14 protein-coding genes are annotated in these 25,312 nt (G+C 39.0%); 13 read left to right on the top strand and 1 reads right to left on the bottom strand.

Annotated elements, in window-relative coordinates; genetic code table 11:
• Positions 1-295 precede the first annotated feature (295 nt).
• The 13 genes from HMPREF1532_RS17745 to HMPREF1532_RS21855 all read left to right on the top strand — a co-directional run bounded on the left by HMPREF1532_RS17745 (position 296) and on the right by HMPREF1532_RS21855 (position 22,323).
• Positions 296-2,842, top strand: a complete 2,547-nt coding sequence (locus tag HMPREF1532_RS17745; RefSeq protein ID WP_005932584.1) for a helix-turn-helix domain-containing protein — start codon at positions 296-298, stop codon at positions 2,840-2,842.
• Positions 2,843-2,933: 91 nt separating this feature from the next.
• Positions 2,934-3,530: an RNA polymerase sigma factor gene (locus HMPREF1532_RS17740; RefSeq protein ID WP_005932582.1), complete on the top strand. Its 597-nt coding sequence runs from the start codon at positions 2,934-2,936 to the stop codon at positions 3,528-3,530.
• Positions 3,531-3,666: 136 nt separating this feature from the next.
• Complete coding sequence (locus HMPREF1532_RS17735) at positions 3,667-4,863, top strand: FecR family protein (protein ID WP_005932578.1); 1,197 nt, start codon at positions 3,667-3,669, stop codon at positions 4,861-4,863.
• A gap of 122 nt (positions 4,864-4,985) precedes the next feature.
• Complete coding sequence (locus HMPREF1532_RS17730) at positions 4,986-8,453, top strand: TonB-dependent receptor (protein ID WP_005932575.1); 3,468 nt, start codon at positions 4,986-4,988, stop codon at positions 8,451-8,453.
• A 12-nt stretch (positions 8,454-8,465) separates the two neighbouring features.
• Complete coding sequence (locus HMPREF1532_RS17725; protein WP_005932573.1) at positions 8,466-10,451, top strand: RagB/SusD family nutrient uptake outer membrane protein; 1,986 nt, start codon at positions 8,466-8,468, stop codon at positions 10,449-10,451.
• Between the two features lie 18 nt (positions 10,452-10,469).
• A complete protein-coding gene (locus tag HMPREF1532_RS17720; protein WP_005932572.1) occupies positions 10,470-11,594 on the top strand; it encodes a glycoside hydrolase family 88/105 protein in 1,125 nt (374 codons plus the stop codon).
• A 204-nt stretch (positions 11,595-11,798) separates the two neighbouring features.
• Positions 11,799-13,418, top strand: coding sequence for a glycoside hydrolase family 76 protein (locus HMPREF1532_RS17715; RefSeq protein ID WP_005932569.1), 1,620 nt, complete (start codon positions 11,799-11,801; stop codon positions 13,416-13,418).
• A 43-nt stretch (positions 13,419-13,461) separates the two neighbouring features.
• On the top strand, positions 13,462-14,502 hold the full coding sequence (locus HMPREF1532_RS17710) for a T9SS type A sorting domain-containing protein (RefSeq protein WP_005932567.1): 1,041 nt from the start codon (positions 13,462-13,464) through the stop codon (positions 14,500-14,502).
• Positions 14,503-14,644: 142 nt separating this feature from the next.
• A complete protein-coding gene (locus HMPREF1532_RS17705; RefSeq protein WP_227096892.1) occupies positions 14,645-16,453 on the top strand; it encodes a T9SS type A sorting domain-containing protein in 1,809 nt (602 codons plus the stop codon).
• Positions 16,454-16,530: 77 nt separating this feature from the next.
• Entirely contained in the window at positions 16,531-18,570 is a 2,040-nt protein-coding gene (locus HMPREF1532_RS17700; protein WP_005932561.1) for a DUF2264 domain-containing protein, read from the top strand.
• Between the two features lie 51 nt (positions 18,571-18,621).
• Entirely contained in the window at positions 18,622-20,631 is a 2,010-nt protein-coding gene (locus tag HMPREF1532_RS17695; protein ID WP_244266437.1) for a glycoside hydrolase family 88 protein, read from the top strand.
• Positions 20,632-20,881: 250 nt separating this feature from the next.
• The gene (locus HMPREF1532_RS17690; protein ID WP_005932554.1) at positions 20,882-21,904 is read left to right on the top strand and encodes a hypothetical protein; all 1,023 of its coding nucleotides are present in this window, start codon (positions 20,882-20,884) and stop codon (positions 21,902-21,904) included.
• On the top strand, positions 21,889-22,323 hold the full coding sequence (locus tag HMPREF1532_RS21855; RefSeq protein ID WP_005932551.1) for a hypothetical protein: 435 nt from the start codon (positions 21,889-21,891) through the stop codon (positions 22,321-22,323). Before HMPREF1532_RS17690 ends, HMPREF1532_RS21855 begins: the two co-directional genes overlap by 16 nt.
• 10 nt (positions 22,324-22,333) lie before the next feature.
• Here HMPREF1532_RS21855 and HMPREF1532_RS17680 read toward each other — a convergent pair whose 3' ends face one another.
• Positions 22,334-25,273 carry a PD-(D/E)XK nuclease family protein gene (locus HMPREF1532_RS17680; protein ID WP_005932548.1) on the bottom strand — a complete coding sequence of 980 codons (2,940 nt, stop codon included), beginning with the start codon at positions 25,271-25,273 and terminating at the stop codon, positions 22,334-22,336.
• Positions 25,274-25,312: the final 39 nt, after the last annotated feature.

The following is a 25,312-nucleotide window of genomic DNA, read 5'->3' as shown; positions in this document are numbered from 1 at the left end:
ATAAAAAGCAGATGACTCTTTTTTTATTTTATCGACTTTTATCAGATATTCTTCTAAAACTGATGTGGAGATTTCTTCTGTATGTGATGTTTTATAATGATGTGTCCACTCCGTTTTAATCTCTTTTTTTTATTCTCGCGATATAAATTCTTTCAGAATATTGCTTTATGCCTAAGTGGTTATTAAATGATCCGTTGTGAAACTGATAAAAAGATACAAAGTTAAAACCACCTTTTGGCGAAATAATCATCGTTTTCCGTATCTTTGGCAGAAAAACAAAGCAATTATAGATCGTATGGAAAACAATCCGGATTTACAGCTCGCCTGGCAATTTATCGAAAATACGGGTACGCATCTGTTTCTGACAGGAAAAGCCGGCACAGGTAAAACTACTTTTCTCAGAGAACTGAAAGCCAAATCACCGAAACGTATGGTAGTGGTGGCACCTACGGGGATTGCCGCTATCAATGCAGGCGGAGTAACGATGCATTCTTTTTTTCAACTGCCTTTTGCACCTTATGTGCCTGATACTAAATTTATGTCTGCCCAGACTTTCCATAAATTCGGGAAAGAGAAGATCAATATCATCCGTAGTTTGGACCTTTTGGTGATTGATGAAATAAGTATGGTACGTGCTGATTTGCTGGATGCCATCGATGCCGTGTTACGTCAGTATCGCGACCGGTATAAACCGTTTGGTGGTGTACAACTTTTGATGATCGGCGATCTTCAGCAGTTGGCTCCTGTTGTGAAAGAGGATGACTGGCAGTTGTTGAAACCGTATTATGACACGGCTTTCTTCTTCGGTAGCCGGGCTTTGCGTGAAACGGAATATGTGACCATCGAATTAAAGCATATCTATCGCCAGAGTGATACTGCCTTTGTGAATTTATTGAACAGGATACGTGAAAATACCGCTGACGATTCGGTACTTACGGAACTGAACAAGCGTTATCTTCCCGGTTTTCGTCCGAAGGAAGAAGAGGGATACATCCGTCTGACCACCCATAATTATCAAGCCCAGCAATATAACGACCGCCAACTGGTGGCTTTACCGGGACAGGCTTATAGTTTTCGGGCAAAAACCGAAGGTACGTTTCCCGAATCCGCTTATCCAGCCGATGAGGTATTGACTGTGAAGAAGGGAGCACAGATTATGTTTATCAAAAATGATTCTTCCGGCGAACATCGGTTTTATAATGGAAAGATCGGTTTGGTAACAAGTGTGTCCAAAGACGGTATCATGGTGCGTGGAAACGGAGATGATGAATCTTTTCTCTTGGAAACGGAAGAATGGACCAATAGTAAATATACGTTGAATCCTGAAACGAAGGAGATTACGGAAGAAGTGGAAGGGCGTTTCCGGCAGTATCCCATCCGTTTGGCATGGGCTATTACGATTCATAAAAGCCAGGGACTTACTTTTGAACGGGCTATTATCGATGCCAATGCTTCATTTGCGCACGGGCAGGTGTATGTTGCGTTAAGCCGTTGCAAAAGCCTTGAAGGGCTTGTCTTAGGTTCTCCGCTTCGGAAAGAGGCGATTATCAGTGATGATACGATTGATGAATTTACCCGTGAGGTGGAAGCGCTGTCACCCGATAAGGAAAAACTGAATAAGTTGCAGCACCGTTATTTCTATGAATTACTTTGCGAACAATTTGATTTTCACTCTCTGGAGCGTCATTTTGCACTTGTACTCCGTCTCTTGGATGAGCATTTGTACCGGCTTTATCCCAAATTGCTGGAGCGATATAAGGAAGCGGATGAATTATATAAAACGAAAATTGTGAAAGTGGGAGATACTTTTCAATTGCAATATACGGAGTTGGTAAATGCTTCCGGTGATTATATGCACGATGATCGCTTGCAACAGCGTCTGATATCCGGTGCGCATTATTTTGCCGGGCAGTTGGAGGAAATACTTTCTCCGTTGGTGGCTGGCACTAAAATCCAAACGGATAATAAAGAATTGAAGAAAAAATTCAGCGAAGCTTTGGCAGCGCTTCAATCGGCATTATATATAAAGAAAGGGACTCTTCTGCTTACAGAAAAAGAGGGCTTTACCGTGCCTTCCTATTTGAAGCGGAAAGCGGTACTTACAATCGAGGGAAGCGAAAAGGGAGATACCGGCGCTTCCAAATCACGTACATCCTCGTCTGCCACGAAAGCAGATCGGGGAGAAAAGATAGAAGTACCTACGGATATTCTTCATCCGGATCTCTATAAACAGCTAATAGCATGGCGAAATGCAGAAGCGGCTAAGGCCGGGCTTCCTGTGTATACGGTTATTCAACAGAAAGCGATATTGGGTATCGTCAATTTTTTACCTCGGGATATAGCTTCTTTGGTACGTATTCCTTATTTTGGAAAAAAAGGAGCGGAGAAGTATGGTGATATTCTGTTGGACATGGTAAATCGGTATGTGACCGAAAATAAAATACATCAGCCGGAAATGCCGGAAGTACCTGTCAAAAGAGCCAAAAAGACCAAAAGCTCGGGTACAGATGTGGTTGCAGAATTGGCGGCTAAAACTCCTCGGATAGATACAAAAGAGATAAGTTATTCCATGTTTCGCCAAGGGATGGATATCGAAGAGATTGCCAGGAAGCGCGAGTTGGTAACCGGAACTATTGCGGGACATCTGGAGCATTATGTACGTTCGGGAGCCGTTAAAGTCGATCAATTGGTATCCCGGGAGAAAGTGGATAAAATAACCCGCTATTTGCAGGAGAATGCCGATGCCCGTGGCATTACGTTTATAAAAGCAGCTTTGGGAGACGAGGTTTCCTATGCGGATATTCGATTGGTGATGGCTGCTTTGCAGTCGGTCAAGATATGATTTGTCGTATAACTACAAAAAAATAAAAAATTATTTTCTTAATTTTTTATTTTTTTGTAGTTTCGCGTGTTTGAATTATATAATATACAACATGCAGATAAGTAATAAAAGTAGTGAAGTAAAGTGGAGAGAATTTTTGCAAGGGGATGAGCAAGCTTACTCATGGCTTTATAGAACGTATGTACAATTGTTATATAATTATGGCTCTCATTTTACAATGGATCATGAATTGATAAAAGATTGTATTCAGGAAGTTTTTACGAGGATATATAAGAATCGAAAAACACTCTCATTACCCGATAATGTTAGGGTTTATTTGTTGATTTCATTGAAAAATTGTATTTTGAATGCATTGGATAAGCAGTGTAGGTATACTGATTTAGAGTCTATTCCTTTTATCTTAAGTGAAACTGTTGAAGACAGATTTTTATCTGATGAAGCAGCAAAATTACAGAAAGAAGAAGTGGAGAATATACTTTCTATTCTAACTCCCAGACAAAGGGAAATTATGTATTATCGTTTTGTAGAAGAACTCGATTTTGATCAAATATGCGAAATTATGAATTTGAATTATCAATCTGCGCACAATTTGATTCAACGGGCATTAAGAAAGATAAGGGATAATTATGACTCTGTGTCATTCTATTTATTCATTTTAAGTTACTTTGCCAAGCACCCATCTTTATAAGAGAAATAGTTATATTTGTGTATTTTTTTACTGCGAGTAGTACTATTTAGATAAACAAATTATTTTTTTTATTTTTTCTCAAAATAGTGAGTATTTTATTTATTTTTACTTGTCCCTATTATAGAAATAAGTGAAAATGGATAAAGACTATAGTACATATAAAATTAATCAATTGTTGGATGATGATTATTTTGTGATGTCGGAACGGTATCCGACACCAGAAAACATCAAATTTTGGAATAACCAAATAAAGCGTTTCCCACAGTTAAGTCGTGAGATAGAATTAGCTCGAAAAACGATAGCCGCTTTTAGAGAAGAATCGGTCAAAAAGCTTTCAGAAGAAGAGATAGATACACTTTGGGATCGAATAAAACAGGAAAATCAACATTACAATAAAAAAAAGATTTTTTCTATCATTCAAAGATGGTCGATTGCAGCTTGCTTTGCTGTTATAATTGTTGGAGGGTGGATGGCAATCAGGTATGAATTAAATGCAGATAAAATGATGTCTGCAATTATATCTTTACCCGAACCAGATAAAACTGTTACTGACGTACAATTAATATTATCTAACGAAAAAGAGCTCGTTATCGGAACAAAGAAATCGCACATCCTTTATGATAAAGATGGGCAGATACGTGTTAAGACAGAAAAGTCGACAGAGGTAATGGCAAAAAACGTTGAGATCAGCTATAATCAATTGTTTGTGCCTCTTGGAAAAAATTCGTCGATTACTTTTGCAGATGGAACTAAGGTTTGGGTGAATGCTGGTACAAGATTAGTGTATCCTACTACTTTTGTAAAAAATCAACGAGAGATTTATGTAGAAGGAGAGGTTTATCTGGAAGTTGCTCCTGATAAGAATAGACCTTTCATTGTAAGGACGGACAATATGCAAGTTAGGGTATTGGGAACAAAATTTAATGTTACTGCCTATAACGATGATGCATTGAAGCGTGTAGTACTTGTCAGTGGCAAAGTGGAGGTTAGGACAAACGAGAAAGAAAGGGTATTACTTAAGCCTAATCAGTTGTTTGCATATGAGAATAATCGGATACAAGTGAAAAATGTGGATGCAAGCAGATATATATTGTGGAAAGATGGTTTTTATCAATATTATCATGAACGCCTCGATAATATTTTCAAAAATTTATCCAGATATTATGGTAAAGAAATTGTATGTGGAGAAGGGGTATCCACTCTTACCTGCACAGGCAAGTTAGACTTGAAGAATGAACTTTCGGAAGTATTGGAAATTTTAAAAAATGCAGCAAATATTGAGATATATGAAACAAATGAGAAAGTATACATAAGTGTTAAACCCTTAGAATGAATAAATACAATGAAAGACGATTCGTGACATAAAAGAAAAAAGCCAGATAATATAGTGAATTATCCGGCTTCATTTTAAATTAATTTATACTCCGAGATATTAACTTAAAATCATTCAAATGTATGAAAAATATAGAATCGTTTGACCTTTTCAAGGTCGAACAGGGGCGTTTTTTACGAATATTGAAGATTTCAATACTCTTTTTGACAGTTATTTGGAGCACAGCCTCCGCTTATGCTTTTCCCGATCAGACACTTATTACGATTGAGGCCAAAGGTAAAACTTTGAAAGATGTATTTGCTGACATTGAGAAACAGAGTGAATTTATTATTTTCTTTTTGGATCAAAATATTGATGTTGATAGAAAAATAAACGTTTTTTTAAAAAATCAGACAATAGATAAAGTCTTAAGCCAAGTTTTTAAAGATACGGATATTACTTATTCTATTACAGGAAGGCAAATTGTAATTTCAAGAACAGATGATAAACCGGCGTCCGCCCAACAAAAAAGTAAAAAATGGACGTTAAAAGGGTTGTTGACAGATGTAGATGGAAATCCGATAGTAGGTGTTTCTGTCGTTTTAAAAGGTACATCTACAGGTGTTTTGTCTGATATAAACGGTTATTATTCAATAGAAGTAGAAAATGGTCAGATACTGGAGTATCGTTTTGTTGGGTTCGAAACAGAGGAAAAACTTGTAAAAACTGGAGTAAATGGTAATCTGCGTATGAGAGAGTCTAGTGTAAATCTGGATGACGTAGTTGTTATCGGATATGGGCAACAGAAAAAGGAGAGTGTAGTTGCTTCGATTAACTCTATTGGGCCAGCTGAACTCTCGATGCCACAACGTAACCTTACAAATAACATTGCCGGACAAATAGCTGGTATTATTGCTATTCAACGAAGCGGAGAACCGGGTAATGACAGTGCAGAATTCTGGATTCGAGGACAGAGTTCATATGCCGGAGGTACTTCTCCTTTGGTATTGGTAGATGGAGTTCCACGTTCGATGGATGATATTGATGTGGATGAAATAGAAACTTTTTCTGTATTGAAAGACGCTGCTGCTACAGCAGTGTATGGTTCAGAAGGTGCTAATGGCGTAGTATTGATAACTTCTAAACGGGGAAAAGCACAAAAAACAAATATTAGTTTTAGAGCACAATATAGTATTGTAACTCCTACAAGAATGCCGGAATTATTGCCAGCTTATGATTATTTGTCTTTGTATAACGAAGGGCAGTGGAATGAAGCTGGTAATCCTGATTGGAATACATTTAACAGAACTTATTCGGATGAAATATTGGAGAAATATCGTACGGGAGTAGATCCGGATTTATACCCTAACGTAAATTGGATGGACTTATTATCAGACCAGACGCATAATATGCGCTATACATTGAATTTTAGAGGTGGAACAGAAAAAACAAAGTTTTTTGTATCAGGAGCTTATTATAAGGAAAATGGTATATTTCAATCCAATCCAATAGAAAAGTATGATGCTAATATTGGTCTTGATCGGTATAATCTACGTACGAATGTAGATATGGATATCACATCGACAACTAAAATATCAGTAGACCTTAGCGGACAATATAAAACTAAGAATAATCCAGGAAATAGTTCAGATGCTATCTTTGATATGATTACTCAATTTCCCACTCATTATATTCCTATGTATTATTCTGATGGAAGTATTTCGGAACATTATACATATGATCCAACTACCCGTTCCAATCCATATAATATGTTGAATCATTATGGATATACCAAGAGTTGGAGCATGAATGCCCAGTCTAAAGTTTCTTTAGAGCAGAAATTAGATGTAATAACAAAAGGGCTCTCATGGAAAGGAAGTGTCAGTTTTGATGCATCGGCCTATTCTGTGATAAAACGCGAGAAATCTCCTAACTCTTTTTATGCTACAGGGCGAGATGAAACTGGTAATCTAATAAAAACAGAAGTAAAGCAAGGTACTGCATTAGGTAATCCAACGTATTCAAGTTCTGGTGGTGAAAAGAAAATTTATATTGAAACATCTTTGAACTATAAAAGATTATTTCAGGAAAAACACGATGTGTCTGGTATTTTATTATATATGCAGAAAGAAAGTCAGAACCAGAATGTAACGGGTATACAACTATTACCTTATAGAAAACAAAGTGTAGTAGCCAGAGCTGCTTATGGCTATGATAATCGTTATATGTTGGAAGGTAGTTTTGGTGCAACGGGTAGTGAAAATTTTGCATCCGGACATCGATGGGGAATTTTCCCAGCTGTCGGTGCTGCCTGGTATATCAGCCATGAAAAATTTATGGAACCTTTAGAAAACATTTTAAGTAAATTGAAACTGAGAGCTTCATTCGGTATTACCGGTAACGATGAAATTGGTTCAAGTTCTCGTTTTCCTTATAGAGAAGCACTTTCTACGGGAGGTCCCGGATATAATATGGGATTGACACCGGGCGTAAATGGAGATGTAACTGGAGCTGTAGGTGCCGGAATTATCGAACAAGATTTTGCAACGCCGAATTTGACATGGGAACGTGAGCGTAAAGTGAATGTTGGAGTTGATTTAGGCCTTTTCAGAGGGAGTATAGATTTGATTGTAGATTGGTTTCACAATCGCCGTAATAATATTTTATTGCGCAGAAAAACAATACCTTCGGCTGCTGGATTCCGAAATAGTCCTTGGCAGAATTTCGGAGTAACCACTAATACAGGTTTTGATGCTAGTTTGATATTAAAGAAACAGATTGGACAGGTATTTGCATCAGTGAGAGGTAATCTTACTTATGCAAAGAATAGGGTAGAGGAATATGATGAAGTACCACAAGTTTATCAGTACCAGGCTTATACAGGTCAGTCTATCGGCCAACCGTTTGTATATGTAGCCGAAGGTTTGTATACTCCCGATGATTTCGATATTGTAGAAAATGCTGATGGAAGTAAGACTTATACTTTAAAGGAGGGAATGCCTAATCCGGGTACCCAAGTTGCTCCGGGTGATATCAAATATAAAGATTTAAATGGAGACAAGAAGATTGATTCATTGGATAAAACCTATGAAAACGGTCTATATCCGGAAGACCCTAGGTTGGTATATGGCTTTGGATTAAATTTAGAATGGAAGGGCTTTTTTGCTGGAGTATTTTTTCAGGGAGTAGGACAAACTTCTGTCAATCTTTTAAGTTCGGCTGGTAATTTTATGCCATTTCACAATGGTGTAGATGCTTCTTCGGCTCGTATGGAGGCCTTAGACCGTTGGCAAAATAACGATCCTTATAATCAAAATGTTTTATTCCCGCGTGTTCATGCTACTAAGTTCGATCATAATGCATATGGAAGCACATGGTGGTATCGTAATGGTAGTTTCTTACGTTTGAAAAATGTAGAGTTCGGTTATCAGTTCAATAAACAGATGTTACGTAAAATCAGTATGCAGAATTTAAGAATTTATGTTCAAGGTACTAATTTGGCTGTTTGGGATAATATAGAATACTGGGATCCCGAGTTGGGTGGATCTAATTCCGGATCAAAATACCCGATATGCGGGACATGGACAATAGGACTTGAAGTTACATTTTAAAAATAGAATATTATGAAAGAGGTTAAGAAGTTCGTATATATTGCACTTGTTGCGGGTGGAATGCTTGGGAGTTTTATCTCATGTGATTATTTAGATGTATCTAAGGAATTATCGGAGAATCTTACATTGGAACAAGTTTTCAATAACCCGGGATATACAAAGCGTTGGCAAGCTAATATTTATAATTGTATTCCTAATTATTCGGAAATGGGAAAAGAGGCTACTACCGGATTCACCGGTATATGGAATTTAATGTCTGGGCAAGTAGTAGCTAATACAACAGCTGTCGGTACTCAGATGTTGACAGGGTTCAATTCGTCGAACGCTTCGTTTCATCGTTGGGCTACCTTATATAAATATATAAGACAGGGATTTATTTTCTTAGATAATGCCAAAGACTATATGGGTTCGGAACAAGATGTATCATATATCAGTAAAAAAGATATGGATCGTTTGAAAGCGGAAACTAAATTTTTGATTGCATATAGTTATTTTTCTCTTTTTGAATTATATGGTCCAGTTCCTTTAATAACGGAAATAGAAGACCCGGAGAATAAGACGATTGATTATCCGAGAGCCTCTGTCGATGAGATTGTAAACTATATTGATAGATTATTGCAGGAAGTTCTTGATTCGAATGCATTACCAGAAACATTGTTCACAGAGAGTGCATCCGGTAGTCTGGATTACGAACATAACAATGATAGATATAATTTGAAAGAAATTGTACGCCCGACCAAAGTAACAGTGTTGGCATTGCGTGCTAAATTGTGGGTTTATGCAGCTTCTCCTCTTTTTAATGGAGGGTATGGAGAAGCGTTACAATTAACAAATAAAGATGGTAAGCATTTATTTCCAGATGAAGATAAGACGAAATGGAATACAGCCAAGACACATTTAGAGACTTTATTTACTTTTGCTGAAGCTAAAGGGCATAAGTTATATTATTCCAAACCTGGTAGTAATGGCTTGCCTGATCCTAATTTGTCTGTATATGAGTTGTTTCAATATTATAATGATGAGATTCTTTGGGCCAACGGTAATAATAGTTACCGGATTGTAGGTAACGATATGGAACGTCGTACTTGTCCACGTGGGGCCAATGGTTTTTGTAATATAGGCTTGTATCAGGAAGGAGTCGACGCATTTTTTACTAAAAATGGTCTGACAATTGAAGAGGATCCTGAATATAATGAGGATGGTTTTGGAAATTTGACGAATGTTTGTAGTTCAACTTTACATAATGATAAACATATTTTTAATATGTATCACAATCGGGAACCCCGCTTTTATAATACGGTCACTTATGAGGGTAGGAGTTGGCATCTTCCTATCTCTGGAAAGGCGGAGTACGGTTCATATTTCAGTAAGGGGGGAGATTCCGACAACAGTTCACAAGATCATCCGAAAGCTGGATATTTATTGTACAAGTTTAAGAACCGTACTTTATTGGATACCGGAAATAATGTGAAAACTTGGGCTCGTCCTTGGATATTGTTCCGTTTGGCTGATTTTTATCTTTATTATGCCGAAGTGTGTAATGAAATAAATCCTTCTGATCCTAAAATTATAGAATACATAGATAAAATCAGAGACAGGGCTGGTATACCAGGATATAAAGAATTGAAAGACAATGGAATAAAAAATATAGTCGGGGACTATGAAGCACAGAAAATAGCTATTCGTCGTGAACGCATGGTAGAATTATTTGCTGAAGGAAATTATTATTTTGACATTCATCGTTGGATGAGTTGTCTGGATGAGAATGGAGAAGATCAGCCATATGTTCGTACTGGAATGGACCTTAACTCACGTGCGGCTAAATTTAATTCTAGTAAGATTCCAACTGAGTTTTATGATGAAGTAGGTGAAGGCTCTTATTACAATAGAGTTGTTGTAGAGAAACGCGTTTGGAATAAGGAGATGCTATTGTATCCTGTACCTTATGATGAAATACAAAAAAGTAATTTGCTTGTACAAAATCCATTGTGGAACTAATAAAATTGATATTATAAAATGAAGAAGTATATAATTATTATCATATCGTTGTTTCTTGGCTTTTTAAATGTTTCGGTTTTTGCCACTAATGAGAAGATACCTTATACTAAAGTAGAGATTAAATTATTGATGAAAAAGGTTGCCGATTGGCAGATTAAACACCAAAGAGAGGTAAGGCATCATCCATTAGACTGGACAAATGCTACTTTGTATATTGGTATGGCCAAATGGGCGGAATTGGCTGATAAAGTTGATAAGGACGAGAAGTATTATAAATGGTTAGTAAATGTAGGAAATCGTTATTTGTGGAAAGCCAACAAACGGATGTATCATGCAGATGATTTAGCCGTTTGTCAGATGTTCATAGATGTCTATAATCGATATAAGGATAAATCCATGTTAAAACCGACTATCGAACGTATTGATTGGATTATCGATCATCCTTCTAAAGGTTCTTTGATAATTGATTATGCCAATCAGACTACACTGGAACGTTGGAGTTGGTGTGATGCTCTGTTTATGGCTCCTCCTATTTTCACCAGATTATACAAGGAAACGGGTAATGAAAAATATCTACAATTTATGGATAAAGAATATAAAGCTTCTACTATTTTCTTGTATGATTTGGAAGAAAAAATGTTTTTCCGTGATAGCCGTTATTTTTATCAACGTGAAGCCAATGGTAAAAAGGTATTTTGGGGAAGAGGCAATGGATGGGTACTTGGCGGACTAACTGAGATGTTGAAAGACTTGCCTAAAAAAAACAGTTACCGTAATTTTTATGAGGAACTGTTCGTAGAGATGTGTGGACGCATGGTGGAGATTCAGCAACCGGATGGATTCTGGCATGCCAGTTTATTGGATCCGGAAACTTATGCCGCTCCAGAAACCAGCTGTACAAACTTTATTATATATGCATTAGCATACGGCATTAATGAGGGATTACTGGACAAAGCTACTTATCTGCCTACTTTATTAAAATCTTGGAAAGCAGTGCTGGGGACGATCGATAGTGAAGGGAAATTGGGTTATGTACAACCTATTGGTGCTGATCCGAAAAAAGTAACTAAAGATATGACAGAAGTATACGGTGTTGGTGCTTTTCTGATGGCTGGAACAGAATTATATAAGATGGCCGAATAAGTATTAATAATTAAAGGTTACCTCTTGAATATAGGTACAAATTTATCAGGTAGCCTTTAAAAAAAACTTTTTCAGTAGATATTATAAAAAATACGGAACATAAAATGTTTTGATACTCATCTGAATTCATAATTGATAATCCCGAGAAATGGCGTTTTATTTCAGGATTATTTGGGAATAGCTGAATCTTAAACAAATGGAAATATGAGAAAAATTTTAATTATAGTTCTACTTTTTGTAGTAGGACTTCCTTCTTACACTCGAAATACAAAAACATTCCGCCAATGGGGAGAGGAATCCTTGAAAGTGATTGATACCTATTTGAAATCGGATAAAGGTACACTTCTATATTGTGAAAAAGCTTCAAGTTCAACGCCGGCCTTCGTATGGCCAACAAGTATCCAGATTAAAGCTTTGATTTATGCCGGGCGTATAGAAGATGCCAAGAAACTGGTGGATAATGTCAATCAGTATTATTATGTTTCTTATAATGGTTATTACGCTTATGACGCCAGTTATCGTGGAAAGGGTGGGAGCCGTTATTATGACGATAATGCTTGGATGGTTAAGGACTTGCTGGACTTGTATGCTGTTACACAGAACAGTGACTATTTAACGAGAGCTACAGTGGTCATGAAATTTTGTCTGAGTGGTGAACTGCCGACAGGAGGCATTCAGCTTAATGAGAATCCTAACCATGAGAAACATGGAAAGTGGGTTACTTGTGCTACTGCTCCAACTGCTGTCTGTTGCTTGCGCCTATATCAGATTACTAATCAGCAGAAGTATTTGAATGACGGCATCCGTCTATACAAATTTATGAAGAATGATGCCGGTTGGGGTATTGGAGCTGGTTATCGTGGATATGAAAATGCGGTTGTGATGCAGGCTTCTATGCTTTTATACACCATAACAGGCGAACAGGAATATTTAGATGATGCTTACCGGCTGGCTTATGGCATGGAGTCTCATTACATCGATTGGAAAACTCACCGATTGAATGAAACCGGTCAATGGGGTGGTCATGACATGACAGACGCCTATGTTGAACTCTACAAGATAGATCAAAATCCGAAATGGCTCAATCTTGCAGCGGGTTATGCGGTTTATTTGCATGACAATTGTAAAGACGAACTTGGCTTTTATCCCGAATACTGGAACGATCTGACTACTTCACAAGATAGTAGAAGACAATTGTTATATCAGGCTTCGGCAGCATCTACTTTTCTGAAACTGGCTACGGTTTCTTTTGAAACAGCCCTAACTACTACTCCTGTTGGTCTTTTTCAGAACGTGGATTATAACCAAGGAAAACTCAATAATCAATGGAGTATAGGACTGGAGGTAGGAAACTACACACAAGAGGATCTATGGCGCTTGGGAATGACCGATAACAAAATGAATTTTAAAGCAGCGCTGTCGTCCATTGAGATTGCAGACGGTTATAAAGTAACCATATATAAAGAGGGTGATTTTACTGGTGATTCTCGGGTTATGTATAAATCGTCATCCGATTTACAAAGTTGGCGTAATGTGGTAAAGTCCATTGTTGTTTCCCGTATTGATGATACCGGCATGCAATCAGAAAATCTAAAGGCATCATTGAAAATATATCCATTGCAAACTTCCGATTTTATTTATTTGGAAAATCTTAGGAAAGAGACATCTGTTAAAGTTCTGAACCTGAGTGGCGTTTCTGTTTTTTGTGAAAATCTACCGGGCGAGCAGTATACATTGGATATGACTCCTTTTTCACGAGGAATGTATCTGATATCAGTAAAATCTCCAGATTATGACCATATAATAAAAGTATTAAAGTATTAGTAGAGTTAATCTTACATATTATGAATATTAAAAATTTAAAGTTATGAAAACAAAATTATCTTTTTTAATTGTAGCGATTAGTGTTTGCATGAGTGCATTGGCAGTAGAAGTTCCTGCTAAATTATTTGTGCGTGGTACAGCTTTGGCCGAATCTTCCGTAGCAATGGAGATGAAACGTATCAATGAAGATTTTCCAAAGTTCTATATGGGCGAGGGAAGCATCAGTAACACTTATGAATTGTTTACTGCATTGAAAACAGGTAGTTATGAATTTGCCACTTCGGCTGACGGTGGTGCTTTAATTCAGGCTGCCACAATCACAGTGGACGGTGGAGAGAGTTTGGTTCCATATCGTATTCGCGTTAATTTTGACGAAGCAACGCCGGTGGTATCCGTACTCAAAGTGGATGAAGTTATTTTGTGGGCGCCTTCTAAAAAGTATGTTATAACGAATTTGGAGTATGTAGGTAATTCAACGTTCTACAACGACTATGTTGAATATATCAAAGCAGATTGGGGAGACGAAAGATATCGCATCCGGGTTTATACGGAAGACGGAGAATATACGACTTATGGATATAAGTTGAGAGCTGTTTCGGCTCCTGATAATGATAGTAATGAAGATGAAAAATTACCGGGTTATTTTGATTTGTATACCACTACCAATATTGAGGGCTGGGACGAAACGATAGACGGAGAAAAATTCTATGGCAGCGAATATAAATTATCTGTAAAACGCAGAACAGCCAATCCGTTGCTTCCTTTCAGCGTGAAAGTTATTTTTAGCACTTCTAAAAATTATACACACGAGCTGAGAGATTATGATCCTACTTCTATTCGTGAAAACAAGATGCAGAATGTGAATATTTATCCTACTATAATTGACAACAGCACCACTGTGTCGGTTGCCGAAGGTGCATTTTCTGTCGAATTTGTTTCTATAACCGGTGTGTCGGTGCTGAAAGTCAATTCTTCCGGAAATGTATTGAATTTGGAAGGATTGGATATGGCAAGTGGAATGTATCTGGTAAAAATTGTTCAGGATAACAACGTTTTATCAGTGAAACGTGTGATTAAATTGTAAAAGTGAGTGGGGAGAAGTTGTGGAGATATACAGCTTTCTCCCCTTTTGTGTTTTACGAATTGTAAAACTGGTTTTTATATTTGTAACAATGTCTAATACTCTTCTTCCAAGATTTCAGGAAGAAGCACAATCATTATTTATTATGGAACGATTTTATAAAAAAAGTCTGATTTTTTCTCTTCTCCTTATCGGAATATTCCAGTTCGTATTTGCTCAGAACGGTACCTATTCAAAGCGGTATTACAAGCAACAGAAGGTTACGTTCAATAGGCCGAATGGAGCCTATACCAATCAATTGCTTTTAGAAGATTTTGGAAATGGCAAATATTACACGGATCGTGACCACGCGACAATCGTAGACAGTACTTATCAGATAAAGTTTAAAAAAGGATGCAAGGTTGGCGGCACGGGGGCGGCTGTGATTGTGAGTACCCCCAAGCTAAAGCAGTATACAATGGAATATCTTATTAAATATGATAACAATTTTGAATCGGGTTTGCACGGCAAGCAATTTGGTTTTAATTTAGGAGTAGGGTATTCGGGAGGGGCTTCTGATGCGGCTACGAAGAATGGTGACGGAGGAAGTGTACGTCTGCAGTTTGATGCACACGACGATTGTATTTCTAATCAGCTGTATGTTTATTATTCGGATATGACCACAGAATACGGTTGTAATCCCGGTGATCAGAAATATGATATGCAACGGGGAGTATGGAATAAGATAAAACTGACTGTCACTATGGAAACTTCTTATGAAGCTAAAGACGCCCGTATTGAAGTGTGGTGCAATGATGAAAAGAAAATAGATGTGACGGGGCTTTCTCTTGTTCGCAAAGATGAGCATCGTTTGATAACCGGTATTTGTTTTGAGTCGTTCCCCGGGGGCGGAGGTATCTATCCTACACATGATAATTATCTTTATATTGATGATATGACTTGGTATCCCGGTGAAGATAATGAAGCCTTTAAAAGTACTCCCAATGAATTGTATATGAGAGGGGATGCATTAGCCGAGTCTCTTTCTCCCTTGAAAATGCAGCGGATAGTGGAAGGTTTTCCTGAAAGTTATAATGGAAATTTAGTAACGAGCAATACTTTTGAATTGATTACATCGTTGAAAACCGGAAGTTATTCGTTCTCTGCTTCGGAAAATGGTGAAGATAAAATTCAATCGGAAGACATTACAGTAAATGAGACAGAAGGCGTTCCGGTTCCTTATCGGATCCGGGTAAATTTTGATGATGATATTCCATCGGTTACGATGGAGAAAATAACCGGAGCCGTATTATTTGCCCCTTCTAAGAAATACATAATAACCGATTTGAATTATACTGGAAACTCCACTTTCGAAGTGGAGAATCTCCAGTATAACGGTTCTACGTGGGGAGATCCGAGATATCGTATCCGACTTTATCTGGAAGATGGTTCTATGGCTACTTACGGATATATGAAAGGTAGTATTTCTGCTCCGAATGATGATAGTAATTCATCCGGTTATTTTGAACTGTTTCCAACAACCAATATCGATGATTGGTTTGAAACGATTGATGAAATTAAGTATACGGGAAATGAGTTTAAATTGTCTTCGAAAAGAAGAGGGGAGGGGTATGATTTGGCACCGTTTAATATGAAGGTAGTTTTCAATCCTCTTGGGAATTATTATCATGTCATAAGCGATTATGTAGATACTCCTCCTGTAGGCATTGCCGGAGAGCGGGGGAAGGATATTAGAGTTTATCCAACTTTTTTTGATAAATATATTATGATCCAAGGTGATGAGGATGGAATGTCGGTTGAATTATATAATGTATCCGGAAATAAATTGATACAAACCTATACCGGAACTTCCATTTGCCGATTAGAGAATCTGGATATTCCCAGAGGGGTTTATCTTTTGAGAGTCTCGACCCGGAATAATGAGACGGTGACAAGACGTGTAATCAAGTATTGATCTCTTTCTTCTTAATTAAATAAAGATTCGGGTATTGAAATAAGCCCTATTTAAAAATTGAATAAAATTGATAATTTATGCAGCTCTTCTTCTTAAATGGTGCTATCAGCTTTTCTCCTAAAAAGATAGGTTGGCTTCTGGTTTTTCTTTTAATGGTTCATCATACAGTATTGTGTCAGGATTCCAATCGACCGGTTCATATTTTTACGCTGGATACTCCCGATTATACTCATAGTCCATATACCGGAATGACGCGGAAACATTGGATAGATGCGGCGAAATACATGCTTGAGGGAGCTTTCGGCTATATTCATGACACAAATGATGCAATGAAATTTCCCAAACAGAAAGGCAAGAGTTATCCCAATAAGGAAGAACAAATTCCCACAGAGAAATTAGAAGGACTTTGCCGCACATTATATATTGCCGCTCCTTTATTAAAAGAAAATCCCGGCCTGGTTCTAAATAATATAAAGGTCGCAGATTATTACAGACAACAATTAGTGAATATTATCACTCCGGGGCATCCGAGCTATATATCTCCCCGGACAAAGAATGCCATCTCTCAGAATCTGGTGGAATTTGGAGCTTTATCCATATCCTTGTTTTCAATACCCGAAATCTTATGGAATCCCTTGTCGCAACAACAAAAAGATGCATTGGCTCATACCATGTTGAGCTATGCGGATGGTCCTACTGTACCGTCTAATTGGCGTTTCTTTAATTTGTTTGTATTTAGCTTCTTTAAAAGTGTGGGATACGAGGTAAATGAACCGCTTATGAAGAAGTTTCTGGATCTGTCTTTGGCCGATTATCGGGGTGAAGGATGGTATATAGACAATTCTTCTTACGATTATTATAGTATGTGGGCTTATCAGATGTATGGTCTTCTTTGGAGTGAATATTTCGGAAAAGAAAACTATCCGGAATATGCGAAACGCTTTATAGATAACTTTAAAGAGATGACCGGGACGTATCCGCTCATGTTTGGACGTAACGGGCAGATGATAATGTGGGGACGCAGTATTACTTATCGTTTTGCAGCCGTTTCTCCATTTTCTTTGGCGGGATATATGAATGATGATTCTGTAAATTATGGTCATTTACGTCGTATTGCTTCCGGCACTTTGTTGCAATTCCTTCAGAATCCGAATCTGTTGGCGGATGGAGTGCCTACCTTGGGGTTTTATGGTGCTTTTGAACCGGCAATTCAAGGATACAGTTGTCGTGGCAGTGTGTACTGGATGGGAAAAGCTTTTTTAAGCTTATTATTGCCGGAATCCAATCCTTTTTGGTCGGCTCAGGAAAATGAAGGCATTTGGGGTACGAAAGATCGGAAGAATCCGGTTAAAAACACATTCCAGAACGGTGCAAAGATTCTCATCACAGACTATTTGGAAAGCGGTATCAGCGAAATTCGTACCTCAACGGAGATGCCGGCCAATGCGCGTGAAGATTGGAGATATTCGGAAAATTATAACCGGTTGTCTTATAGCAGTGAATTTCCATGGATGGCAGATGGAGCGAATGGCGAAGTGGCAATGAATTATACTTTTAAGAAAGCGGATGAAGGATGGAAAGCATTGTCCGTGTATCGATTTAAGCGTTTCGAGCAAGAGGTATATTATCGGGAGGCTTGGTTGAGAAACGATACCGACATCGAATTTCAATTGGCTGATATATTATTGCCTGATGGTGTTTTGCGCGTTGATAAAGCTATGTCCGTGAATCCGGTTGAAGCCCATCTGGGGCATTATGCTCTCCCTCACCTGACAAATACGATAAAAGAAAAAACGATTAAGAAGCATGGGTATACGGCCTATGTGATAGAAAATGAAAAACATCAATTGGCAATGGTACCTTTATATGGATGGAAAGAGGTTGGTTTCGAACATACTTCCGGATTGCATCCCGAAAGTGACGAATGTACGGTGCTGAATGCAAAAGAAATTTTTACCGGTGAGAAGATATTTGTTACACTTCTATTATGGAATAAAGCAGGAATGAAAGTCGATAATAAACGACTTTTCCCGGTAAAGGATGTACTTGTTTCGCACGATAAGAAAAGTGTTACAGTTTTGTTGAATGACGGTACTCGGAAGGAAGTAGTATGGTAAAGGAATGAGCAATATAAAACGGATAAGGGAATGTTGAAAAGAGGTATATCAATGATAGTGGGAACTCTGTTGTCCATGTGTTATATAGTTGCTTCACCATTTTTGCCGACTAAGACAGAGATTATAGAAACGGGAAAACTGGTTAATGGTTATTGGATCAAAAATCATTCGCAAGGAGGGAATAATGATTGGGCAAGGTCTGTTTATTATGTAGGGAATACCTGTTTCTATAAATATTTCCCTAAAGCGATTTACTTGGAATATTCTACGGCATGGGCCGAAAGTCATCATTGGAAATTGAGAAGTTCTGGGCCAGATCATGCCGATGCCCAGGTTTGCGGACAGGTTTACTTGGATTTATATCAGTTGGATGGAGAAAACCGGACTAATAGAATTGCCGCTATCAAAGAAGGCATTGATAAAATGGTAACAAGACCCGATGTTGACGACTGGTGGTGGGTAGATGCTTTGTTTATGTCGATGCCTGTTTTTACTCATTTGGGCGTTTTATACAATGATGATAAGTACTTCGATAAGATGCATGATTTATACTCTGTTACGAAAAGGAATTTATATAACCCGGAGGATCATTTGTGGTATCGTGACAAAACGGTAAGCCATGTGACGCCGAATGGCAAAGCTTCTTATTGGTCGAGAGGGAATGGATGGGCATTCGGCGCTTTGGCTCGCGTGTTGGATATGTTGCCAGTGAACAGTGTGTACAGAACTGAATATCTGACGGTATTCAGAGATATGGCTGTCTCATTGAAAGAGTGCCAGCGGGAGGATGGCTTTTGGAATCCAAGCCTGATTGATCCGGAGGACTACGGAGGGCCGGAGGCAAGCGGCACGTCTTTGTTTCTTTTCGGATTATCCAGGGGAGTCAATCAGGGGATATTGGATAAGGACATTTATATGCCTGTCATTGCGAAAGCATGGAATGGATTAACGGCTTTGGCTGTGCAGCCCGATGGGTTACTTACTTATGTACAAGGTGCTGGTTTCAAGCCATCATCAAATCCTGCTACTTCTGCTTCCACGGCAGATTTTGGAGTAGGTGTTTTTTTAATGGCTTGTGCGGAGACGGCAAAACTTGCTTCCGGAAGTGTGCCTGCGGTTTCAAATTTTGATATAGTAGATCTAAGAGCGACTGATAAAAATAGGATTCTATTAAGATTTAATCAGGAAATAGAGGATGTGTCTGCTCTTTCAATTTCCAATTATGAGATAAATAATGCCGTTAAGGTAAAACGGATAGAAAAGGAAAATGCCAGATCGATTGTATTGGTTACCAGCGATCTGTTTCCTGCAGATTACCGATTGAAAGTGCATAATGTGAAGAGTAGAGCCGGTGAGTCTTTGGATGCCGGTGCATGGGCTTTTTTCGAATATATGGGGATTCATTCTGTTACAGCCAGTGATTATCAGAATGGGACTACAAATACACCGGATAAGGTGACGGATGGTGATATGTCCACTCGCTGGTCCTCGGAAGGGGTAGGCAGGTGGCTTTTGCTTGATTTGGGAGAAGAGAGAGTGCTTCATTCCGTTCGTCTTGCTTTTTATGAAGGGAATACACGGAAAAATTATTTTAAGATAAGTTTATCTCTTGATAATGTATGCTTTGAAGATGTATATCAAGGGGAATCAAGTGGCACGACAGACCAATTGGAGAGGTATGACTTTAACGATAAAAAGGCTCGTTACGTTAAGATAGAATTTAATGGGAATAGTAAAAGTAAGTGGAATAGTGTGTTAGAAGCCAGAGTCGGGACGTCAGAATCTGTTTTGGGGCTTTTACGTAATCAGAATTCTCTTTTTTGTATTATTACAAACTCATTGCAAGAAGGCCGGCTGGTAATCTTGACGGAGGAGGGTAATCACTTCCAGAGATTAGAATTATCAATTATAGATATGGGAGGAGCTTGTGTTCATCATCAGGCCTTTATAAATACTGATAATATAATAGTAATAAATGATTTATACCTTATGAAAGGGATGTATATTTGTTCGGTTGCCTTTGGTAAAAGAAGAATGTCTCAGTTACTGGTTATTGCATAAATCGGGGGAACAGGATGCTCTGTTTTTATGCATCGTGCAAAGCTCTCTTGGACACGGTGCTTAGTTATACTTAGCACGGTGCATACGGATTGTATGGATAGTGCTTGGCGATGGTAAGCACCATGCTTACCATCGCCAAGCACCGATTTGTTAAAACCTGAAATGCATCGTATCTTTTTTTTAATATAAAACATAGCTTTATAGTTATTTATTGTTACCTTTGAATATTGTTCAACCAAATGTGAATATTATGAGAAATATTACTATTCTATTATTGATTTTATCTTGTGTTTTTGCTGGCCATATACAGGCACAAACTGAATTCTCAAAAACAGGAACACAATGGAAAGTAAATCGTTTTTGCTATGGTATATGGAACGATACATATATTAATGATGATTATTTTTATGAATTAGGGACAGATACATTGCTTGGAGATAAGAATTGTAAGAAACTGTATTTGGACAAGGTACTCGTTGGAGCTTTTTTAGAAGAAGATCGTAAAGTGTGGTATTATCCATTTCAAGAATATGTAAATATTCCGGATAGAGTACTTTTATATGATTTCTCTAAAGAGGAGGGGGATAAGATTGAATCTTATAGGATTCCTTGGAATATAGGTGGTAATTTGTCGTATTGTGATTTTTTTGATGAACCTATAACATTGACTGTGGAGGATGTTTATTACGAATGTGGACGGAAAATAATGGTAGTTAGCGCTTTAGCTGATTATTATTGTAGAGAAGATGCATGGATTGAGGGTATTGGCAGTCCGTCAGGATTTTGGGGAGCTTATGAGGTAGCTGCAACCGATGGTGTTAATAGGAACACAAGTCTTGCACAGGTATTTGCCTCGGATAAATCTGTTCTTTATTATAAAGGGCAGGTTATTAATCCCGATTATCAATCAACTTTTCTTAGACCGGGCAAGACTTGGGAAATTCAAACTCCGTCGAATAGTATCGATAAGATAAGTATTGGAGAACCTCGGATGATAAACGGCTATCCGAGCTATCCGGTGTATAAAGGTACATATCATTACGATGGTGGTTATTTATATGATGTAAATGGGACTATTTACTGGCTTTTTGGTGGCTATTATGATGATTTACTGGATTGTGATCAATACTTTATTCATTTGATTTTTCCGAAGTTGATCGCATATATCTTTGTGTATCCCATAATGTCAATATGGTATACTATGTTCCTCCGACGTATGAACCTTATACGGTTACCCGGACAGATCGGATACAGTGCATGGGAAAATCGCTGAAACGCATTGTTTTGGAAGGAAAGATTAAGCATGTATGGTTGGAAGATGTCGGTTCATTGAACTTACTGTTGTATTTGGAAGGTTCTAGTTATCACTGGGATGCTTCAGAATATAAGCTATTGCGTTGCTATGTTGGCGATGAGGTCATTTATGATAGCACCGATTTTCCCGATGGAATAGAAGGCATAGGTGCTTCTGTACCGACTTATTCAATTGCTGATGGTAAATTGATGGTGCATAATGCTTCCGGATATCGTCTTTCCTTTTATAATTTATCCGGAGTCGAAGTATATAGCCAAATCCTTTCGGAAACAACAGAAACAGTTCCCCTTTCTGCTTTTTCTACTACGATATTGATTGGTAAATTGCAGAAAGGGGATGCAGTGATCTCTTTTAAAATAGGAGAGATTAGAAAATAAGAGCGCTTTTTCATCTTTTGCATAAAGCACGGAAGTCGCAGTATTCGCAGGCTTTCGTGTTTTCTGTTTGTGTAAAGGGTGTTTCCGCTCCGAATATTTCTTCCAGTAACCTCTGTAACCGCTCCCGGAACTCATCTTCAAAGAAGGCGAAGTTATTTACGGGTATTTTGGGTTTACGGGGTTCGCCTATCTCAATGACCGGAGAGTAACTTTCATTGGCTGCCCGATGAATGTAGAGTAGGGCAGGAGCTACTTTCAGTGACTGCTTTCTGCTCATGATGGCAGCGTACAGGAATGTCTGGAAAATATAATTAGGCCTCCCTTCGGCGGGGATGAATAACTGTTCGATATTGGCCGGTGTCTTGGGACTTCCTCCGGTTTTGTAGTCCACAATCCGGAGAGTGTCTTCTTTACAATCCATACGGTCTATCGTTCCGCCTATTTTGATTTTGATGGTTCCTTCCGGTGTGTTTACTTCCAACGGTTCTTCTACGGGTTCTTCCATTCCTGCCATGGAGAAAGGTGCATAGGCCAGATCATTGCGCAATAACTGGCGAAGGTAGGAACTGATTACCTTTGAATTGATCAACTGTACTCCGTTGTATTCGGGGCGTTCGTCAAGGGGGACGTGGAAGAATTCTTCTTTAAATGCACGGTCTACATATCCTTGAATGCGGACATCATCCCGTAGCAGGCGTTCTAAATCCTCTTTCCGTATTTCTTTTCCGTTAGCACTTAATTCGCCGTATGCCAATTCTGCCGAGCGATGGAAAATGGTACCGAACAGTGCGGAATCGATCTCTGCACTTACTTCATCCGGTGCTTTCAATCCGGCCACGTGACGGTAATAGAATCGCAGGCTGCAATCCAGATAGGCATTCAGGGCCGATGGAGAGAGCGGGAGCGCCTTCGGATTCTGATTGAAATTATACCTGTTCAGCATGCGGCTTCGTATTGCAGGCGTTTTCTCGATCGTTATCTCCCGGCTTTTTTGAGGAGACTGACCGGCTTCAAGGAATTCGTAACTGGTTTCGTGTGGCCATTCTACAAGGAACTGTAACATAAAGCGTGACCATTCTCCCCGATTCAGGCCATCGGAAGCACTATTGTATATTAACGTGATATTTTCCGCCCGTTGAATCAGACGGTAGAAATAGTAGGCATATACGGCATTCTTATGCTCGATGGTGGTCATCCCGAAGGCTTTGCGGAGATTGTAGGGGATAAAAGAGGACTCGCCTCCGCCTTTGGGCAGTTGGCCTTCGTTGAGTGATAGCATGATAAGGTTACGGAAATCGAGGTTACGGGTTTCGAGCACCCCCATTACCTGCATACCGATGGCCGGCTCGCCGTGAAAAGGAATGTTGGCGGCGGCAAGTATGCGGTTGAGCAGACGTTTCAATGTGTCTATCCGTACTTGAAGTTCATCATTTTCGATCAGATTGAGCAGCCGGTTCACCATCGTGAAGCTCTTAAACAGGGATTCCCGGTAGAGCTGGTTGAAGATGTCTTCCTGTCCCGATTCCTGCCGGTATAGGATAGAGACCTCCTTCAATAGTTCTGTGATGTACAGGCACAGTTCACGAATGCCGCTACGCGGTGTAAAAAGCAAGGAGAGGAAATCATCCTGTTTCAGTTCCGTGGGTAAGGGATAAAAACGGTTGGTACGGGTCAGTTCTCTCTCCAAAGGTTCTGCTTTGGAGGAAAGCTGACGGGTATAGGGATGCTTTAATATGGCCTGCACTTCTTCATAGCTGTAACGCCCGGTTTCCATCCGGTAACCGGTGGTTTGTAGCTCGACGGCTGCATTGATAAAGCTATATACCGGAGTTTGCGCCAAAGGAAATCCCATGGTAATGTTGACATTCTTCACCTCTGCCGGGATAGAGTGGAGGACAGGAAGTAGCAGTGATTCATTGCAAAGCACCACTGCATTTTCTTTTTCCGAATCGGGGGTAGAGTGTTCCCGTGCCAGTCCTCTCACCCATTCGGGTAGGTAACGGGCTTGTGCATTTTCCGTAGGGGAGGAGATGAAGCGTACTTTCTTGGGGTGGCGCAGGCAATCGAAGACTTCTTCCGGAAGTTCATTGGGGAATAACTTCATGTTACGGAGGATAAATTCACCGGCTTCGTGTTTCTGTTGGGGCAATCGGGTATAGAAAATGTCATAATCCCAGTAGAAAAGCGCCTTGCCGGCATCTTTCAGAATGGAGAAGAAGCGGGTTTCCACCGTGTTGAGCACATTGAAGCCGACAAATACATATTTGTCATAGCGGAGCGTGTCTGTGTCGAGTGCTTCGATAACGTTGCGGTAAAGCATCCCTTCATAGGCTATGCCTAATGTTGTAAGCCGTGAACGGTAATTGCGGTAAATATCACCTAATTTATCCCAAAGAGAAATAAATTTCTCCTTTAGCTCCGTATGCTTCTCTATGGAGAAGTTTTGAAAGAACTGTCGGATGGCGCTTTCTTGTTCTTCATCGAGAAAGTCGAAATCATCCATGATGTTTTTTAAATCTTGCAGGTTGGTAAAAAGCTTGTCGGCATCTACCAGATTCTTGTCTACATCATCAAAGTCGCTGATGAGCAATTCCCCCCAGAAATAAAAGTCGTCCAGTGATTCTTCACTTTTAGTCTCTTCGCGAAAGACCTTATACAACTCACAAACTAACCGGATGGGATCACCTAATTTCTGTATGGATAATTGTTGAAACAATTCGCTGATACTGATATATGCGGGCGACCAGATAGGGCGATCGGATTGCGCAGCCAAGTGTTCATTGAAAAACAGACTGGCACGTTTATTCGGAAAAACGATGGCTACCCGTGAGAGATCGTTGCCGATTTTACTGTGGAGGTCTTGAGCGACCAGTTCGAGAAAGGTAGGCCTCTCCCCCGACCCCTCTCCGTGGGAGAGGGGGGAGTGTGTCTGATTATTGGAGTAGGGCATGTTAGGGTTATATATAAAGAGGTTTATTATGATGTTTAA

This window comes from Bacteroides salyersiae WAL 10018 = DSM 18765 = JCM 12988 (genome assembly GCF_000381365.1).
GTDB lineage: Bacteria > Bacteroidota > Bacteroidia > Bacteroidales > Bacteroidaceae > Bacteroides > Bacteroides salyersiae.
Note: the sequence above shows the minus strand (reverse complement) of the source record. Positions and strands in the feature narration are given on the sequence as shown.

Excerpts from the sequence above, each read along its gene's own strand:
- HMPREF1532_RS17735 (WP_005932578.1), top strand. The coding sequence starts at position 3,667 with ATGGATAAAGACTATAGTACATATAAAATTAATCAATTGTTGGATGAT.
- HMPREF1532_RS17730 (WP_005932575.1), top strand. The coding sequence starts at position 4,986 with ATGAAAAATATAGAATCGTTTGACCTTTTCAAGGTCGAACAGGGGCGT.
- HMPREF1532_RS21855 (WP_005932551.1), top strand. The coding sequence starts at position 21,889 with ATGGGAAAATCGCTGAAACGCATTGTTTTGGAAGGAAAGATTAAGCAT.
- HMPREF1532_RS17680 (WP_005932548.1), bottom strand. The coding sequence starts at position 25,273 with ATGCCCTACTCCAATAATCAGACACACTCCCCCCTCTCCCACGGAGAG.
- HMPREF1532_RS17715 (WP_005932569.1), top strand. The coding sequence starts at position 11,799 with ATGAGAAAAATTTTAATTATAGTTCTACTTTTTGTAGTAGGACTTCCT.
- HMPREF1532_RS17700 (WP_005932561.1), top strand. The coding sequence starts at position 16,531 with ATGCAGCTCTTCTTCTTAAATGGTGCTATCAGCTTTTCTCCTAAAAAG.
- HMPREF1532_RS17725 (WP_005932573.1), top strand. The coding sequence starts at position 8,466 with ATGAAAGAGGTTAAGAAGTTCGTATATATTGCACTTGTTGCGGGTGGA.
- HMPREF1532_RS17705 (WP_227096892.1), top strand. The coding sequence starts at position 14,645 with ATGGAACGATTTTATAAAAAAAGTCTGATTTTTTCTCTTCTCCTTATC.
- HMPREF1532_RS17695 (WP_244266437.1), top strand. The coding sequence starts at position 18,622 with ATGATAGTGGGAACTCTGTTGTCCATGTGTTATATAGTTGCTTCACCA.
- HMPREF1532_RS17720 (WP_005932572.1), top strand. The coding sequence starts at position 10,470 with ATGAAGAAGTATATAATTATTATCATATCGTTGTTTCTTGGCTTTTTA.
- HMPREF1532_RS17710 (WP_005932567.1), top strand. The coding sequence starts at position 13,462 with ATGAAAACAAAATTATCTTTTTTAATTGTAGCGATTAGTGTTTGCATG.
- HMPREF1532_RS17690 (WP_005932554.1), top strand. The coding sequence starts at position 20,882 with ATGAGAAATATTACTATTCTATTATTGATTTTATCTTGTGTTTTTGCT.
- HMPREF1532_RS17740 (WP_005932582.1), top strand. The coding sequence starts at position 2,934 with ATGCAGATAAGTAATAAAAGTAGTGAAGTAAAGTGGAGAGAATTTTTG.
- HMPREF1532_RS17745 (WP_005932584.1), top strand. The coding sequence starts at position 296 with ATGGAAAACAATCCGGATTTACAGCTCGCCTGGCAATTTATCGAAAAT.